The sequence below is a fragment of the Amycolatopsis sp. BJA-103 genome, assembly GCF_002849735.1.
GTDB lineage: Bacteria > Actinomycetota > Actinomycetes > Mycobacteriales > Pseudonocardiaceae > Amycolatopsis.
Window position 1 is genome coordinate 7430333 of record NZ_CP017780.1, and the last position, 15840, is coordinate 7446172.

Below are 15840 nucleotides of genomic sequence, written 5' to 3' on the forward strand. Positions count from 1 at the left end.
AACGCCGCCGCCGGGTGAAGATGGCGGAATGACCGAGCTGTGGACCGTGCACACCGCCGACCTCGACGCCGCCGTGCTGAAAGCGGCACGCGCCCTGCTCGACGACGCCTTCGACGGTGATTTCAGCGAAGACGACTGGCAGAACGCCCTCGGCGGCATGCATACGCTGATCTGGGAGGGCGGCGAGCTGATCGGGCACGCGTCGCTGGTCCAGCGACGGCTGATGCACGACGGGCGGGCACTGCGGACGGGGTACGTCGAAGCGGTCGCCGTCCGGTCGGACCACCGGCGGCGTGGTCACGGCGCCGCGATGATGGACGCGCTGGAGCTGGTCCTGCGGAAGGCGTACGACCTCGGAGCGCTTTCGGCGTCCGAAGACGCCCTGGAGTTCTACGCGTCGCGCGGGTGGCTGTTGTGGCGCGGTCCTTCGTCGGCCATGACGCCTTCGGGCGTGGAGGCGACGAAGGAGGACGACGGGTCGATCCACGTGCTGCCGGTGGGGGTCACCATGGATCTGGACGGGGAGATCACCGCGGACTGGCGCTCGGGCGACGTCTGGTGACCCGCAAGTAGTCCTCTAGTTGCGGCTTTGGGTGTGCGGGGCGTGACATGAAAGGCCCGTTACTTGCAAAATTTGCAAGTAACGGGCCTTTCATAGCGCGCGAGGGTCGTGGACAGGCGGCTCAGTGCGGGGCGTGGGTCAGGGTGGCGGCGGCTTCGAGGAGCATCCAAGCGCTGATCTGGACGGACAGGTCGCGTTCGGGGGCGTCGGGGGCGAGGGGGAGCGAAGGCGCCGGAGTCGCCCAGTCGGCGCTGAAGAGCGGCCCGTGCGGCGTCTCGGTGGCGCCGGTCCAGCAGGCCTCGGCCGACCGGATGACCAGATCGCGTGCCACCCCGCTCGGCAGCAGCGGCGCGGCGAGCGCCAGGTAGCGCGCCAGGATCCCGGCGAACAGGCCGCCGTCGCCGTCTCCCTGTCCCCGGATCACCCCGTTCGGCGCGACGTGCTCCGCGACCGCGTGGATCACGTGCTCCACTCTGTCCACTTCGGACAGTTCGAGGCAGGCGCCGAGGTAAACCCCTTGGCAGTAGGTGAAAATATGCTTGACCAGTTCGCCGGAGTCGACGCGGAGGCCGTCCCACACCAGTCCGGTCTCCGGATCGACGAGCCGCTCGGTCATCCAGTCGGTCAGGCCCCGCGCGTGCTGTTCGGCCCCTTCGCGCGCATGGAAGATCGCGGCCGGGCCGTTCGCGGGCGCGTTCTTGAAATCGTCGCCGACGCGCCACCGGATCCCGCCGCCCGCTTCGTCGGTCCAGCCTTCGCGCAGCCGCGAGCTGATCGCCTCCAGCCCGCCGCGGACGTCCAGCCCGAGGTGCCCGACGCGTTGCAGCGCGAGGCCGAGCCAGGCGATGTCGTCGTAATAGTCGTTGATCCACTTGCCGAAGTTGCGCAGTCGCACCGACGCCACGAACCGGTCGATCAGCTTCAGCCTGTCCGGCGAAGGGTCCCGCAGTTGCGCGTCGACGAGGGTGTCCAGCAGGTGCGCCTGCCACCAGTAGTTCCAGTGCCAGTGGACGCGCTGGCCAGCCGACGGCGGCCAGCCGCTGCGGCCGAGCACGGTCCCGGGCAGTCCCCATACCCGGCGCAGATGCCGGTCGCGGACCGCGCGTTCGGCGGCCGCGGCCCGGTCGGCGAGTGCGGTCATCGCGCCATCATCCCTTGCCCGCTGACATACCGCTCAGTATGTTAAGGCGATACCCGACCCCGCGAGGTGCTTCATGACCACGGCGCACGTGACCTGCCCGCTCTGCGAAGCCACTTGCGGCCTGGAGGTGACGATCGACGAGAAGAGTCTCGTCACCCGGGTCCAGGGCGACCGCGAGGACGTCTTCTCCCAGGGCTACATCTGCCCGAAGGGCGCCTCGCTCGGCGCGCTGCACCACGATCCGGACAGGCTCACCGCGCCGCTGGTCAAACGCGACGGCGAGTTCGTCGAGGTCGGCTGGGACGAGGCCTTCGCCGAGATCGACCGGCGGCTCCGGCCGATCATCGAGGAGCACGGCAAGAACGCCGTCGCCGTCTACTCGGGCAACCCGACGGTGCACAACGCGGCGCTGGTGCTCTACGGCCGTGTGTTCTTCAAAGCCTTGGGCACCAAGAACTTCTACACCGCGACCACGGTCGACCAGATGCCGAAGCACTTCTCGTCCGGCTACCTCTTCGGCGACCCGCAGACCATTCCCGTCGCCGACCTCGACCGCACTGAGCACCTGCTCATTCTGGGCGCGAACCCGTTGGTGTCCAACGGAAGCCTGATGACCGCGGCCGACACCCGCGGCAGGTTGCGCGGGATCCAGAAGCGGGGCGGCAAGATCGTCGTCCTCGATCCGCGCCGCACCCGGACCGCCCAGCTCGCCGACGAGCACCACGCGATCCGGCCCGGCACCGACGCGTTGTTCCTGTTCGCGCTGGTCAACGTCCTGTTTGCGGAGAACCGCGTCAGTCCGGGTGAGCACCTCAACGGTGTCGACGAGGTTCGCGCGCTCGCAGAGCCGTTCACGCCGGAGGCGGTCGCGCCCGCGACCGGGATCGACGCCGCCGAGATCCGCCGCATCGCGATCGAACTCGCGAACGCCGAGCGGGCCGCGGTCTACGGCCGGATGGGGACCACGACCCAGTCGTACGGCACCATCGCGAGCTGGCTGGTCGACGTCGTCAACGCGCTCACCGGCAACCTCGACCGCGAGGGCGGCGTCATGTTCCCGCTGCCCGCCGCGTGGAAGCCGCGACGGTCTTCGCCGTTCACCAGCGGCCGCTGGACGAGCCGGGTGCGCGGTTATCCGGAGGTGCTCGGCGAACTGCCGGTGGCCACGCTCGCGGACGAGATCGAGACGCCCGGCGAGGGCCGGGTCCGGGCGCTGGTGACCATCAGCGGCAACCCGGCGCTGAGCACGCCCAACTCCGCGCGGCTCACGGAAGCGTTGCGGCAGCTGGACTTCATGGTCTCCCTCGACGTCTATCTCAACGAGACCACCCGGCACGCCGACGTCATCCTGCCCGGACCGTCACCACTGGAGCGGCCGCACTACGACGTCGCGCTGTACACGCTCGCCGTGCGCAACGTCGCGAACTGGACGCCTCCGACCCTCGACACGGACCTGCCGCAGGAGTGGGTGACTCTGCTGCGGATGGCCGGGATCGCCGCCGGCCAGGGCCCGGACGTCGACGTCGCCGCCTTCGACACGATGGTCGCGGCCGAGACGGCGCGGCGCACCGGCGTCGACCTGTCGCTCGCCGAAGGCCGCACGGGACCGGCGCGGATGATCGACCTGATGCTGCGCGGCGGGCCGTACGGGCTGAAGCTCGCCGACCTCGAAGCCGCGCCGCACGGCATCGACCTCGGCGCGCTGAAGCCGCGGCTGCCGGAGGTGCTCAGCACCGCGAGCGGGAAGGTCGAGCTGGCCCCGGACGCGATCACGAAGGACGTCCCGCGGCTGCGCGCGGAACTCGGCAAGGCGCCCGACGGCGGCCTGCTGCTCATCGGACGGCGGCATCTGAGCTCGAACAACTCGTGGATGCACAACCTGACGCCCCTGGTGCGCGGCGGAAACCGGTGCACCGTCCAGGTTCACCCGGAAGACGCGTCCCGGCTCGGGCTGACCGACGGCGGGCTCGCCTCGGTGACGTCGAGGGCGGGGAAGCTCGAAGTGCCGGTCGAGGTCACGGCCGACGTCCGGCCCGGCGTGGTGAGCATGCCGCACGGCTGGGGGCACGACGTCGAAGGCATGCGCACGAAGGTCGCGACGGCGCACGCCGGGGTCAACTCGAACCTCGTCGCCGACGAGACCCTGCTCGACGTCCCGTCCGGGAACGCCGTGCTGAACGGGATCCCGGTGGAGGTCGCCCCGGTCTAGCCCGGGTTACCAGGCCGTGGCGAGGTCTGCGTGCTGCCGGACCCAGGCGTGCATGACGATCCCGGCGGCGACGCCGGCGTTGATGGAGCGCGTCGTGCCGAACTGCGCGATCGAGACGACCAGCGCCGCGGTCTTCTGCGCCTCGGCCGACAACCCCGGCCCTTCCTGGCCGAACAGCAGGACACACTCGCGCGGCAATTCCGCGGTCTCGACGGGCTGCGAGCCGGGGGTGTTGTCGACGGCGACCACGGCGAGCCCCTTCTCGGCGGCGAAGGTCAGCAGCCCGGAGACGTCCTCGTGGTGGAGAAGGTGCTGGTAGCGGTCGGTCACCATGGCGCCGCGCCGGTTCCAGCGCCGCCGTCCGACGATGTGCACGGCCGCGGCGGCGAACGCGTTCGCCGTCCGGACCACGGTGCCGATGTTGTGATCGTGCTGGAAGTTCTCGATCGCCACGTGGAAGGGGTGCCGCCGGGCGTCCACATCGGACACGATGGCCTCGCGCCGCCAGTAGCGGTACGGGTCGACGACGTTGCGGCGGTCGCCGTTGGCCAGCAGTTCGGGGTCGTAGCGCTCGTCCGCGGGCCACTCGCCCTCCCACGGGCCGACGCCGACCTCTTCCCGCGCCACCCATTCGGTGGGGCCGGCTTCTTCCGAGTTCACCGAGTGATTGTCACTCAGCCCATGCTGACGCGGTGCGCCGGTGCGTCCCCGTCATGGTGGCGGTGGCGCCAGCGCTGGACCGTGCCGACGTAGGAGACGATCACCGTCGCCATCGCGATCAGGACCACGACCGGCAGCATGGAGCGCGGGAACACCGTGTCGTAGAGGTAGTAGGCGTTGAAGCCGCCGGGCAGGTCACCGAGACCCTGCTGGTGGCGGAAGTAGTTCTCGGCCGCCGTCAGCGGGCAGGGCCAGGGGAAGACGTTGACGAGGATCCCCCATGCGGCGAAGAACACATGCACGAAGATCACCTTCGGCCACCGCCACGCGAGAAAACCACCGAATCCGATGAACAGCAGCGCGAAAATGTGCACCGCGACTGTCACGTTCGCCAGGAAACCCGCCACCTCAAGCCCCCTTTCACTCCCCTACCTGCGACGTTACCCCTCTCGTATTGAGAATCGCTCACGAAAAAAGGGGCATCCTCCGTTCGCGAACGGAGGATGCCCCCTTGGGGAAGCTTTAATCAGGACAGACCGAGATCGTCCTTGTTCAGAATGTAACGGTATTCGAGGCCTTCCTTCTCGATGGCCTCGCGCGCTCCGGTGTCCCTGTCGACGACCGTCGCGACGCCGACCACGTTCGCCCCGGCGTCGCGCAGCGCCTTGACGGCGGTGAGCACGCTGCCGCCGGTGGTCGAGGTGTCCTCGACGGCGAGCACCCGCTGCCCCAGCACCTCGACGCCTTCGATCTGGCGCTGCATGCCGTGCGCCTTCGCGCCCTTGCGGACGACGAACGCGTCGAGCACGACACCGTCGGTGGCCGCGGAGTGCAGCATCGCCAGCGCCACCGGGTCCGCGCCGAGGGTCAGGCCGCCGGCGGCGACGTAGTTCCAGTCGTGCGTGAGCTGGCGGAGCAGCTTCCCGATGAGCGGGGCGGCCGCGTGATGCAGCGTCGCCCGCCGGAGATCGATGTAGTAGTCGGCTTCCTTGCCGGACGACAAGGTCACCTTTCCGTGCACGACGGCGAGTTCGCCGACCAGTCTCGCCAGTTCGAGTTTCGCCGCTTGATCAACCCCGGGGTACGCCACGGCCGAGAGTCTTACACACGGCTCGCGGCGCACCACCGGGGTGTTTGCCGTGGTGTGGTCAATCACTGCCGGTGGTCGCGGCGTCCACGGCCTGACCGCGGGTGGCCGCCCAGGCCGGGACCAGGGTCGCCGTCAGCGCGAGCACCGCGGCGAGGCCGATGATGGACAGGTAGATCAGCGGCGAGCCCATCGGCAGCAGGGAATCGGCCGCCACCAGGCAGAACGGGACGATCGCGCCCGCCGAGACGACGGTGCCGAGCACGATCCCGATCAGCGCGACGAGCCCGCCCTCGAAGCCCGCCATCCGCAGCACCTGCGCCCTGGTCGAACCGGTGAGCCGCTGCAACCCGAACTCACGGCGCCGCCGCACGGTCGCCATCACCAGCGTGTTGGCCACCGAAATCACCGTGTAGGCGATGATCATCCCGACCAGCAGGTAGTTGACCCACGCGCCGACGGCCTGGTCCTTCGCGTGCGCCGCGACGAGTGCATCCCGGTCGCCGACGGACACGGGCAGCCCGGCCGTCACCTCGCGAAGCCGTTCGGTCAGCGCCGCCGGATCGACGTCCGGGGTGGCGCGGACCAGCAGCTGCCCGGCGAGCCCGGCGGTGGTGTGCGGGGCCAGGAGATCAGCCGGGAACAGCAGGCTCTCGAAGCCGGGCCGCTGGCTGATCACCGCGACGACCTTGACGTCGGCAGGGGTGCCGTCGCCGAGCCTCAGGCTCAGCGTGTCGCCGATGCCGCGGTTGAAGTCCTTCGCGAAGACCTCGGGGAGCGCGACGCTCCGGCCGGTCAGCGCCTTCAGGTCCCCCTGGGTCACCTTGGTGTCGGTCGTCGCGCCCGCACCGGACGCGGTGAGGCCGATCGCCGGGCGTCCGTCGTCGGAGGAGTCGTACGGATCCTCGAGGAACACGCTGCTGGTGACGTACTCGGACGCGCCGGCGACCCCGGGCACGGCCTGGATCCGCTGGACCAGGTCCGGCGACAGCCCGCCCGCGTTCGAACCGATCACGGCGTCGGCGCGGACGTCCTCGGTGAACGCCTGGTCGGCCAGCTCCTGCTGGGTGGTCTGCAGGTAGATGTTCGCGGTCGCGATCCCGACGGCGAGCATGATCGGGGTGACCGCGCCCGCCGCCCGGACGATTCCGGCACGGGTGTTGAGCACGGCGAGGTGCCCGTCGATCCCGCCGAGCAGGCGCATCGGCCATCGCAGGATCGCCGTCATCACCTTCGCGACGCCGGGGGTGATCATCGCGACGCCGAGTGCCCACAGGATCACCGCGGGCCCGGCGGTGCTGGCCGCGACCGGACCGGTCATCACCGCGACGGTCACGATGGCCAGCGCGGTGCCGCCACCGAAGCAGAGTGCCGCGAGCACGAAACGCGTCGGGGTCAGCCAGCGGCGGGTGACCGCGGCCTCGGCGAGCGCCTCGGTCGGCCGGATCTTCCCGGCCCGGCGGCCCGCCATGAAGGCGGCGATGAACACCGCGAGGATCGCGGCGCCCGCGCCGACGACCGACGGCAGCCAGCCTTGGTAGAACCGCAGAACCCCGGGCACCACACCGTTCTCGACGAGCTGGCCGAACAGCCACTCGCCGAGGAGCGGACCGAGGGCGGCGGCGAGCGCGGTGGCGAGCAGGCCGACGGCCAACGCCTCGCCGAGGACCATCCGGCGAAGCTGGCGCGGCGTCGTGCCGATCGCCCGCATCAGGGCGAGTTCCCGCGAACGCTGCTGGGTGGACAGGCTCAGCGTGCTCGCGACGACGAACATCGCGACCATCACCGAGAGCCCGCCGGACACCGCGGCGATGACGATCAGGTTGGAACCGCTCGACTCGGCCTCGGGGAATTCCGCGACGCCGCGGTCGATGCCGCTCAGGACGGTCGCCCCGGCCGCGGCCTTGGCGACGTTCGCCTGCACCTCTTCGAGATCGGCGCCCGGCTTGGTGAAGACGCCGATGACGTCGGCCTTGCCGGGGTGCCCGGAAAGCCGGGCGGCGTCGGTGGCGGAGAAGAACACGGCGGCCTGCGTGATCGACCGCGGCGCCCCCGCCACCCCGGCGACCCGGAACGATTCGGTCTCGCCGCGCGCGGCGATGTCGACGAGATCGCCGGGCTTCAACCCGGACGCGGACTCGACGACGACCTCGCCCGCGGCGGGCACGGCACCCGCGACCAGCGCGTACGGGGTCAGCGCGGCGGAATCCCAGGCGTGGCCGAGTGCCGGTCGCCCGCTCGCCGCGAGCGGGAAGCTCACTTCGCCGACAACGTCCGAAACGCCGGGCACGGACCGCAGCCGGGAGACCAGGCCGTTGTCGAGCCGGACGCGCTCGGGGAGCCGCGCGTCCTCGAACTTGCGCTTGTCGTCGGCGTCGAGGGAAGCCGGGTCCTTCTTGGGCAGAGCGAAGGTCTGCCCGCCGGTGACGAGGATCGGGGCGGCCGCGAGCCGCTGGGGTTCCGCGTTGCTGCGGATCCCGGTCTCCATCAGGCCACCGCAGGAGGCGACGATCAGCGCGCCGAAGAAGACGGCGATGAAGGTGCCGATGAATCCGCCCTTGCGCAGGCGCAGGGTCCGGAAGGCGAGTCGCAGCATCACGCACCCGCCCGCACGGGGCTGCCCCAGGCACCCAGGTGGGTCATGCGCTCGGCGACGACGTCCGCGGTCGGTGCGTGCAGTTCGTCGGCGATCCGGCCGTCGGCGAGGAAGATGACGCGGTCGGCGTAGGAGGCGGCCATCGGGTCGTGGGTCACCATGATCACCGTCTGGCCGGTCGTGCGGACCGAAGCACGCAGCAGTTCGAGGACTTCGGCGGCGGTGCGGGTGTCGAGGGCGCCGGTCGGCTCGTCGGCGAAGACCACCGCGGGCCGGGTGACGAGCGCTCGCGCGATCGCGACGCGTTGTGCCTGCCCGCCGGAAAGTTCACCGGGAAGGTGCTTGCGGCGGCCGGAAAGCCCGACGCGGGTGAGGATCTCCTCGACGACGCGGCGGTCCGGCTTGGCACCGGCGAGTTGCTGGGGGAGCGTGACGTTCTGCTCGACGGTCAGCGCCGGAAGCAGGTTGAAGGCCTGGAAAATGAAGCCGACCCGGTCGCGGCGCAGCTTCGTCAGCTTCGTCTCGCTCATCCCGGCCAGCTCCTGCCCGTCGAGCACGACGGACCCCGACGTCGGCCTGTCCAGCCCGGCCGCGCAGTGCAGGAAAGTGCTCTTGCCCGAACCCGAAGGTCCCATCACCGCGGTGAAGCCGCCGCGCGGGAACGCCAGCGTCACCCCGTCCAGAGCGATGACGCCCTTGCCGTATTCCTTGCGGACGCCGTCGAGCCGGACCGCGTCACCGTTCCACCCAGTGTTCATGGTGAAAACCCTAGGAATCCCAGGTCGGAAGCACCCTGGGGCAAACGTGCGTCTCCTTGGTAGGGCGCGCCCTACCTCACCTCGCCGGTCTTGGCGTCCACGATGACCTCGTGCTCGGTCGCCGTACCGTCGCGAAGCCCGACCTCCCAGACAACGGTGCCGTCGGCGGCGCGATCGATCTCCATCTCGTCCAGCTCACCGGGCTGACGCTGCTGCGCGGACCGCAATGCCTTGACCGCGTCGACACTCGCTTGTTCGGCCTTCGCCAAGTCGTCGCTCGGTTTGGCCGTTTGCTGCTTGCCGAGGATCCGAGCACCGTCGCGGCTCACGCGCACCTTGTGTTCCTGCCCGTTCGACGCGACCTTGATCTCCCAGCCGTCGTTGGCGTGTTCCACGTCGAAGACTTTCCCGTCGGGCAAGGCGCCCGCCGCCGCTTCGATCGCCTTCACCGGCTGCGCGCTCTCTCCGCCCGGCGCCGGTGGCGGCGGGCCCGCCGGCGGCTCGGTGGAACAGGCGGCCAAGGCCAGCGTCAGCACTCCGGCCGCGACAAGACGTGATGACCTCATGATCGGAGAGATACCCGCCCGGCACGGGCTCGAACCGCCATGCGGCGAGGTGCCGGTCTCACACCCCCGATCACACCGCCGCTCCCGGTGTACTCGCGGAGGCCAACGGAGTGCGGTCGATCGACCGACGCCGGATCGCGTTCCTCACCGTGTGGTTTTTGTGGCGTTGGATGACCCAAAATCCACACGGTCCCGCGCGACAGTCCCTGTGATCACCGGATCCGAGGGGGGTGTGTGGAAATAGGGACACTCAACGTCCCTATTTCCACACACCCCCTCAGGTACGGCCCTTGCCGCCGAACCCACCGCCGAGTTTGCGCAGCACCGCCCTCGGCAGCAGCCCGCCGACCGCGACGAGCGCCTTGTACTGCAGGCTCGGCACCGAGATCACCTTGCCGCGGCGCAGATCCGCGAGCGCCTCGTCCACGACCTGGTCGACGCCGAGCCAGAACGCCTTGGGACCCGGCCGGTCCAGCCCGGCCCGCTCGTGGAACTCGGTGGTGGTGAACCCGGGGCAGAGCGCCATCATGCGGATGCTCTTCGGCAGCGAGGCCGCGATGCCCTCGGTGAACGAAGTGACCCAGTTCTTGCTGGCCGTGTACGTCGAACCGCGGCCGCTGAAGAAACCGGCGACCGAGCTGACGTTGATGATCGCGCCTTCGCCGCGTTCGATCATCCCTGGCAGCGCGGCGCGGGTGAGCCGCAGGACCGCAGTGACGTTGACGTCGAGCTGACGCTGCAGCGCGTCCGGCGGAATGGTCCAGAAGTCCCCGTTGAGGCCGAAGCCCGCGTTGTTCACCAGGAGATCCACGGGCTCGTCGGCGAGCCGGGCCTCGACCAGCGCACGTCCGTCCACTTCGGACAGATCGGCGGGCAGCACGACGACGTCGACCCCGTGCGCCTCGACCAGCTCCGCGGCGAAGCTCTCCAGCCTGTCGACGTCGCGGGCGACGAGCACGAGGTCGTACGCCTCGGCGGCGAGCCTGCGCGCGAACTGCGCGCCGATGCCGGCGGTGGCGCCGGTGATCAGGGCGGTGGATGTCATACCGGGAACCTACTCGCCGGTCGCCCGGTCGTGGGCTGCCACAGCAGGGACTTTCCCGATAGAATTCGGACAGCTCGAGGGAATCGCGTTCGGAGATGGGCCGGGGGGCCACATCGTTCCGGAGCCCGAATGCGAGGCTTGCGGTGTAATGCTGGACATGTCCACTTAGCCAGCGGCCAACCGCTCCGGAGTGGTCGCCGGATGGGTGCGCCATGTCCTGGCTGCTGGGCTCGTGGATTTCCGTCGGGCTTCTCCTCATCACCACTTTGGGCACGCTCGCCCTCTTGCGCACTCTCCTGGCGAGACTTCCGGAAATCGCCAAGGACAAGGACGTCAAAGCCAGAATCCGACCTTTTCGCGGGATCGACCTCGAACTCACGTCGTCGAAGAAGTCACCGGAGCGGCCCGACGAGCCAGCGTGAATGTCACCCACCGTGGGGACTTGACGTGCATCGGCCCAAGCCGGGAAGTATCGTCCCGCACCATGGGGAAGCACAGCAGGCGCAAGCCGAGCTACCTGCCCAAAGTCGCGGCCGGCGCCGCGCCGCTGGCGTTGTTGTTCGCCGGTCCGGCCACCGCGCTCGCCGCCCAGACGGATCCGGCGATCCCGCTTCCTCTCGATCATCAACGCGAAGGCACCCTCGAACGCGGGGTCGGCTTCACGAGCGAAGGGGACACGTCCGTCCTTCGCGGCTTCCTGACCAGCACCGAACGGAACGTCTACAGCAAGGACCTCGGCGACGCGAAGATCGTCGCGGACGTCCGCCGGTCGGCGAGCGAGACCATCGAGACCCGCGACGGCGTCACCGTCCGGCCCGACAAGGTCGGCGCGCTCGCCGCGGCGAAGACCGCTGAGGCTGTCACGCAAGGCCAGCGGGACACGGTGAAGCTCGACCGTTACGGCAGCGTCGTGGCCGGGAACGAGACCAAGCTCGAGCGATCCGGCGCGCGGCTGACCGAGGCGGCGCTCGACCCGCGCACGGGCACCCCCAGCCTCGTCTCCCAGGACAGCCGTGGTGTCGGCGCTTCCGAGGGGACCTATCACTCCGTCCGCCCGCTGCCCGGCGTCGGCGTGATCAACGAGACCGAACAGCACGCCGCCGGAGGACTCGGCAGGGCCCTGCGGCTCGACGGCGGATTCTCCGGCGACCTCGGCGGAATGCTGGAGACGGGACGGTCTTCCGGGCACGCCGTCGACCTCGGTGACTTCGCGGCCGTCGGGACGACGTCGGCACAGCACGGCGGCGGCCGGTTCGAGGGTGTCCTGCCGCTGGACGTCGGCTCGGGCGCCGATTTCGGCCAGGAACACGCGCTCGGCGGCACCGTCGGCCCGGCGACGGGGCTGGTGACCACCGGGCAGGACGCGGATCTGGCGCAGCGCGGCGCGGGGCTCACCGGATCCGGCGCGAACACGATCAGCGGCGACCTCGGCATCGGCGAAGTGGCGTCCGCCCGCGGCACCGCGACGACTTCGCTGCGCGGAGTGCTGCCCACGACCGATCCGGCACAGGCCGGGCGTCTGACGCAGTCCGGGACGCTCGACCTGACCGTGCTCGGTCAGCCGGCGCACACCGGCATGACCGCGAGCGCACTCCCGCTGGAGCTCAAGCCGTCCTAGCCCGGACCCCCGCCCCGCCGCCACCCTCAATGGACAGGCTGCGCCTGACTACTCAGCTCTTGGGCTCGATGTCATCGGCGGCCTCGGCCTGCCAGTGACGACCCGGGGCCTGGGCGTTGTCGTACTCCTCGTCGAACGGGTCCACGATGTCGGCGATCTCGCCGAGGTCGCGCAGCAGCCGCTCGAGCCGCGACGGACCGGCGTTCGGCGCGACGCTCGCGAGCACCCACTCGTTCTCCAGCCACGCCACGCCGACGTCGCCGCCGAGCGAGTCGGCCGCGTCGACGAGTTCCTGGGTGATCACCTTGCGGGCACCCTCGGAATCGTCGGCGAAGGCGTAGCGCTGGCCGATCGGGCCGAGCATCTCGGGCATGTCCTGGCGCTGGAACGGCACGCTGGACAACCACATCTCCAGCGGCGTCTCGTGCACGCGGTTGCAGCGCACGGCGACCACGACCGCCGGGATCTGGCCCTCGGTCTCGATGTCGAAGATGAAGACGGGGCGCCTCCCGTCGGAGGTGAAGGTGGACCCGGCCACGACGTTGACCGCCACCTGCGCGCCGAAGTACCCGATCGCGCCGCCGGACCACTGCCGCGGCAACCGCTCGTCCTCCTCGACGAACTGCCAGCCGCGCAGCTCGGCCCAGCGCATTCGCTCGCGATTGCGCGAGCCCTCCTTCGCCCGGTCGGCCGCGAGCAGCGCCAGCCCCGCCACCAAGGCGACGGCGGCGATGACGAACCAGATCCACGCCGGAATACCCACGACGGTCAGGGTATCCCCCTGCCCTCACCGGATGTGATCGCCGGGCGCCGTGTCGCGCCCACCTTTCGGTGGCGGGCGCGGGAAAGACCACGAAAGACGCGGGAAAACGTCGACAAGTCGCCGTGTCGCCAAGGCTCGTGAGTGGCAAGGACGGTTAGAACCGTCCTTGCCACTCACGAGGCCGCTGTCAGTCCACCCGGGTGACCGTCAGGGCTTCCGACGCCTCCTGGGCCGGGATGTCGACCCGGACCGTGTCGCCGTCCCGGACCTCACCGCCCAGCAACTGTTTCGCCAGCTTGTCGCCGATCGCCGACTGCACCAGCCGCCGCAGCGGCCGCGCGCCGTAGATCGGGTCGAAGCCGTTCAGCGCGAGCCACTCGCGCGCCCCGGCGGTGACGTCCAGCGTCAGGCGGCGCCGCGCCAGCCGCGAGGCGAGCCTGTCGATCTGGATGTCCACAATGGACGTCAGCTCGTCGGTGCCGAGCGCGTGGAAGACCACGATGTCGTCCAGCCGGTTCAGGAACTCCGGTTTGAACTGCCGCTGCACCACCGACATCACCGCGTCGTTGCGCTGCCGCTCGTCGAGCGACGGGTCGGCGATGGCCTGCGAACCGAGGTTCGAGGTCAGCACCAGGATGGTGTTGCGGAAGTCCACCGTGCGGCCCTGGCCGTCGGTGAGCCGTCCGTCGTCGAGCACCTGGAGGAGCACGTCGAACACGTCCGGGTGCGCCTTCTCGACCTCGTCCAGCAGCACCACCGAGTACGGCCGCCTGCGCACGGACTCGGTCAGCTGCCCACCCTGGTCGTAGCCGACGTACCCCGGCGGCGCCCCGACCAGGCGCGCCACCGAATGCTTCTCGGCGTACTCGCTCATGTCGATCCGCAGCATCGCGCGTTCGTCGTCGAACAGGAACTCGGCGAGGGCCTTCGCCAGCTCGGTCTTGCCGACGCCGGTCGGGCCGAGGAACAGGAACGAACCGGTCGGCCGGTCGGGGTCCGCGACGCCCGCCCTGGTGCGGCGCACCGCGTCCGAGACGACCTGCACGGCCTCCTTCTGCCCGATGACCCGCCTGCCGAGTTCCTCCTCCATGCGGAGCAGCTTGCCCGTCTCGCCCTCCAGCAGCCGTCCCGCCGGGATGCCGGTCCACGCGCTGACCACGTCGGCGACGTCGTCCGCGCTGACCTCCTCCTTCAGCATGACGTTCTGCTGGCTGACCTCGTTGGCTTCGGTCGCGGCCTGGAACTCCTTCTCCAGCGCGGGAATCCGGCCGTAGCGGAGTTCGGCGGCCTTGCCGAGGTCGCCGTCGCGTTCGGCGCGTTCGGACTCGCCGCGCAGCTGCTCCAGCTGCTCCTTGAGTTCGCGGACGCGTTCGATCGAGCCCTTCTCGTTCTGCCAGCGGGCGGTCAGCGCCGTCAGCGTCTCCCGCTTCTCGGCCAGTTCCGAACGCAACGCGGCGAGTCGTTCCTTGGAGGCGACATCGTCCTCTTTGGACAGCGCCATCTCCTCGATCTCCATCCGCCGCACCGCGCGCTCGACCTCGTCGATCTCGACCGGCCGGGAGTCGATCTCCATGCGGAGCTTCGACGCGGCCTCGTCGACCAGGTCGATCGCCTTGTCCGGCAGGAACCGGGCGGTGATGTAGCGGTCGGACAGCGTCGCGGCGGCGACCAGCGCGGCGTCGGTGATGCGCACCCCGTGGTGCACCTCGTACCGCTCCTTGAGCCCGCGCAGGATGGCGATGGTGTCCTCGGGTGACGGTTCGCCGACCAGCACCTGCTGGAAGCGCCGCTCCAGCGCGGCGTCCTTCTCGATGTGCTGGCGGTACTCGTCGAGCGTGGTCGCGCCGACCATCCGCAGCTCGCCGCGGGCGAGCATCGGCTTGATCATGTTGCCCGCGTCCATCGCGCCCTCGCCGGTCGCGCCCGCGCCGACGATGGTGTGCAGCTCGTCGATGAAGGTGACGACCTCGCCCGCGGAGTCGGTGATCTCCTTGAGCACGGCCTTCAGCCGCTCTTCGAACTCGCCGCGGAACTTGGCTCCCGCGACCATCGAACCGAGGTCCAGCGCCACCACGCGCTTGCCCCGCAGCGACTCCGGCACGTCACCGGCGATGATCCGCTGGGCGAGCCCCTCGACGATGGCGGTCTTGCCGACGCCGGGCTCGCCGATGAGCACCGGGTTGTTCTTGGTCCGGCGTGAGAGCACCTGCACCACGCGGCGGATCTCGGTGTCGCGGCCGATCACCGGGTCCAGCTCGCCGGCACGGGCGCGCTCGGTCAGGTCGACGCCGTACTTCTCCAGCGCCTTGAACGTGCTCTCCGGATCCGCGCTGGTGATCCGCGCGGAGCCGCGCACCTTGGCGAACGCCTCGCGCAGCGCGTCCGGGGTGGCGCCGTGCCGTTTGAGCAGGTCGGCCACCGGGCCGCCTTCGGTGGCGAGGCCGACGAGAAGGTGCTCCGTCGAGACGTACTCGTCGCCGAGTTCGGTCGCGAGCTTCTGCGCGTGCGTCAGCGCCTTGACCGCGTGCGCGTCGAACTGCGGGCTCGACACGGTGGCGCCGGTCGCCGACGGCAGCGCCGCGATCAGCGGCTCCAGCTCCTTGTGCACCTGCGCGGGGTCGGCCCCGACCGCGGTCAGCAGCGGTGCGGTGAGCCCCTCACCCTGCGCCAGCAGGGCGCCGAGCAGATGCGCGGCCGCCACGTGCGGGTTCCCCGCCATCGTGGCCGCCTGTGCCGCCGACGAGATCGCCTGCTGGGTCTTCGTGGTCGGGTTGAAAGCGTCCATCCCTCACCTCGTACTAGCTGTTTCCAAGTCTGTCGACAGGTACAACGTCA

14 protein-coding genes are annotated in these 15840 nt (G+C 70.2%); 4 read left to right on the forward strand and 10 right to left on the reverse strand.

The genetic code is table 11. The features are described from left to right. The first annotated feature begins 28 nt into the window (after positions 1-28). On the forward strand, positions 29-562 hold the full coding sequence (locus tag BKN51_RS33170; RefSeq protein ID WP_101611363.1) for a GNAT family N-acetyltransferase: 534 nt from the start codon (positions 29-31) through the stop codon (positions 560-562). A gap of 121 nt (positions 563-683) precedes the next feature. Here the strand turns inward: BKN51_RS33170 and BKN51_RS33175 are convergent, their stop codons facing one another. After that, positions 684-1703: a glycoside hydrolase family 76 protein gene (locus BKN51_RS33175; protein WP_101611364.1), complete on the reverse strand. Its 1020-nt coding sequence runs from the start codon at positions 1701-1703 to the stop codon at positions 684-686. Positions 1704-1776: 73 nt separating this feature from the next. Between BKN51_RS33175 and BKN51_RS33180 the strand changes: the two genes are divergently transcribed. After that, on the forward strand, positions 1777-3912 hold the full coding sequence (locus BKN51_RS33180; protein WP_101611365.1) for a molybdopterin oxidoreductase family protein: 2136 nt from the start codon (positions 1777-1779) through the stop codon (positions 3910-3912). 6 nt (positions 3913-3918) lie between these two features. On the opposite strand, the gene BKN51_RS33185 is transcribed toward BKN51_RS33180, so the two are convergent. The 7 genes from BKN51_RS33185 to BKN51_RS33215 form a co-directional block, all read right to left on the reverse strand. Next, positions 3919-4572, reverse strand: a complete 654-nt coding sequence (locus BKN51_RS33185; protein ID WP_101611366.1) for a TrmH family RNA methyltransferase — start codon at positions 4570-4572, stop codon at positions 3919-3921. A 14-nt stretch (positions 4573-4586) separates the two neighbouring features. Next, entirely contained in the window at positions 4587-4979 is a 393-nt protein-coding gene (locus tag BKN51_RS33190) for a DUF2784 domain-containing protein (protein ID WP_101611367.1), read from the reverse strand. Positions 4980-5098: 119 nt separating this feature from the next. Next, positions 5099-5662 carry an orotate phosphoribosyltransferase gene (gene pyrE / locus BKN51_RS33195; RefSeq protein ID WP_101611368.1) on the reverse strand — a complete coding sequence of 188 codons (564 nt, stop codon included), beginning with the start codon at positions 5660-5662 and terminating at the stop codon, positions 5099-5101. 58 nt (positions 5663-5720) lie between these two features. Further along, on the reverse strand, positions 5721-8255 hold the full coding sequence (locus BKN51_RS33200; protein ID WP_101611369.1) for an FtsX-like permease family protein: 2535 nt from the start codon (positions 8253-8255) through the stop codon (positions 5721-5723). Next, positions 8255-9013: an ABC transporter ATP-binding protein gene (locus BKN51_RS33205; RefSeq protein WP_101611370.1), complete on the reverse strand. Its 759-nt coding sequence runs from the start codon at positions 9011-9013 to the stop codon at positions 8255-8257. Before BKN51_RS33205 ends, BKN51_RS33200 begins: the two co-directional genes overlap by 1 nt. Before the next feature lie 71 nt (positions 9014-9084). Next, a complete protein-coding gene (locus tag BKN51_RS33210) occupies positions 9085-9579 on the reverse strand; it encodes a PepSY domain-containing protein (protein WP_101611371.1) in 495 nt (164 codons plus the stop codon). A gap of 277 nt (positions 9580-9856) precedes the next feature. After that, the gene (locus BKN51_RS33215) at positions 9857-10624 is read right to left on the reverse strand and encodes an SDR family NAD(P)-dependent oxidoreductase (RefSeq protein ID WP_101611372.1); all 768 of its coding nucleotides are present in this window, start codon (positions 10622-10624) and stop codon (positions 9857-9859) included. Between the two features lie 212 nt (positions 10625-10836). On the opposite strand from BKN51_RS33215, the gene BKN51_RS33220 reads away from it, so the two are divergent. Both BKN51_RS33220 and BKN51_RS33225 read left to right on the forward strand, forming a co-directional pair. Further along, on the forward strand, positions 10837-11046 hold the full coding sequence (locus BKN51_RS33220; RefSeq protein WP_101611373.1) for a hypothetical protein: 210 nt from the start codon (positions 10837-10839) through the stop codon (positions 11044-11046). A gap of 62 nt (positions 11047-11108) precedes the next feature. Beyond that, positions 11109-12242, forward strand: coding sequence for a hypothetical protein (locus BKN51_RS33225; protein WP_101611374.1), 1134 nt, complete (start codon positions 11109-11111; stop codon positions 12240-12242). 52 nt (positions 12243-12294) lie between these two features. On the opposite strand, the gene BKN51_RS33230 is transcribed toward BKN51_RS33225, so the two are convergent. Both BKN51_RS33230 and clpB read right to left on the reverse strand, forming a co-directional pair. Further along, complete coding sequence (locus BKN51_RS33230; protein WP_101611375.1) at positions 12295-13005, reverse strand: hypothetical protein; 711 nt, start codon at positions 13003-13005, stop codon at positions 12295-12297. 187 nt (positions 13006-13192) lie between these two features. After that, complete coding sequence (clpB, locus tag BKN51_RS33235) at positions 13193-15790, reverse strand: ATP-dependent chaperone ClpB (RefSeq protein ID WP_101611376.1); 2598 nt, start codon at positions 15788-15790, stop codon at positions 13193-13195. Positions 15791-15840: the final 50 nt, after the last annotated feature.

What these genes read in the sequence shown, in the direction of transcription:
- BKN51_RS33170 (WP_101611363.1), top strand. Translation starts at nt 29, where the DNA reads ATGACCGAGCTGTGGACCGTGCACACCGCCGACCTCGACGCCGCCGTG.
- BKN51_RS33175 (WP_101611364.1), bottom strand. Translation starts at nt 1,703, where the DNA reads ATGACCGCACTCGCCGACCGGGCCGCGGCCGCCGAACGCGCGGTCCGC.
- BKN51_RS33180 (WP_101611365.1), top strand. Translation starts at nt 1,777, where the DNA reads ATGACCACGGCGCACGTGACCTGCCCGCTCTGCGAAGCCACTTGCGGC.
- BKN51_RS33200 (WP_101611369.1), bottom strand. Translation starts at nt 8,255, where the DNA reads ATGCTGCGACTCGCCTTCCGGACCCTGCGCCTGCGCAAGGGCGGATTC.
- BKN51_RS33205 (WP_101611370.1), bottom strand. Translation starts at nt 9,013, where the DNA reads ATGAACACTGGGTGGAACGGTGACGCGGTCCGGCTCGACGGCGTCCGC.
- BKN51_RS33210 (WP_101611371.1), bottom strand. Translation starts at nt 9,579, where the DNA reads ATGAGGTCATCACGTCTTGTCGCGGCCGGAGTGCTGACGCTGGCCTTG.
- BKN51_RS33215 (WP_101611372.1), bottom strand. Translation starts at nt 10,624, where the DNA reads ATGACATCCACCGCCCTGATCACCGGCGCCACCGCCGGCATCGGCGCG.
- BKN51_RS33220 (WP_101611373.1), top strand. Translation starts at nt 10,837, where the DNA reads ATGTCCTGGCTGCTGGGCTCGTGGATTTCCGTCGGGCTTCTCCTCATC.
- BKN51_RS33225 (WP_101611374.1), top strand. Translation starts at nt 11,109, where the DNA reads ATGGGGAAGCACAGCAGGCGCAAGCCGAGCTACCTGCCCAAAGTCGCG.
- clpB (WP_101611376.1), bottom strand. Translation starts at nt 15,790, where the DNA reads ATGGACGCTTTCAACCCGACCACGAAGACCCAGCAGGCGATCTCGTCG.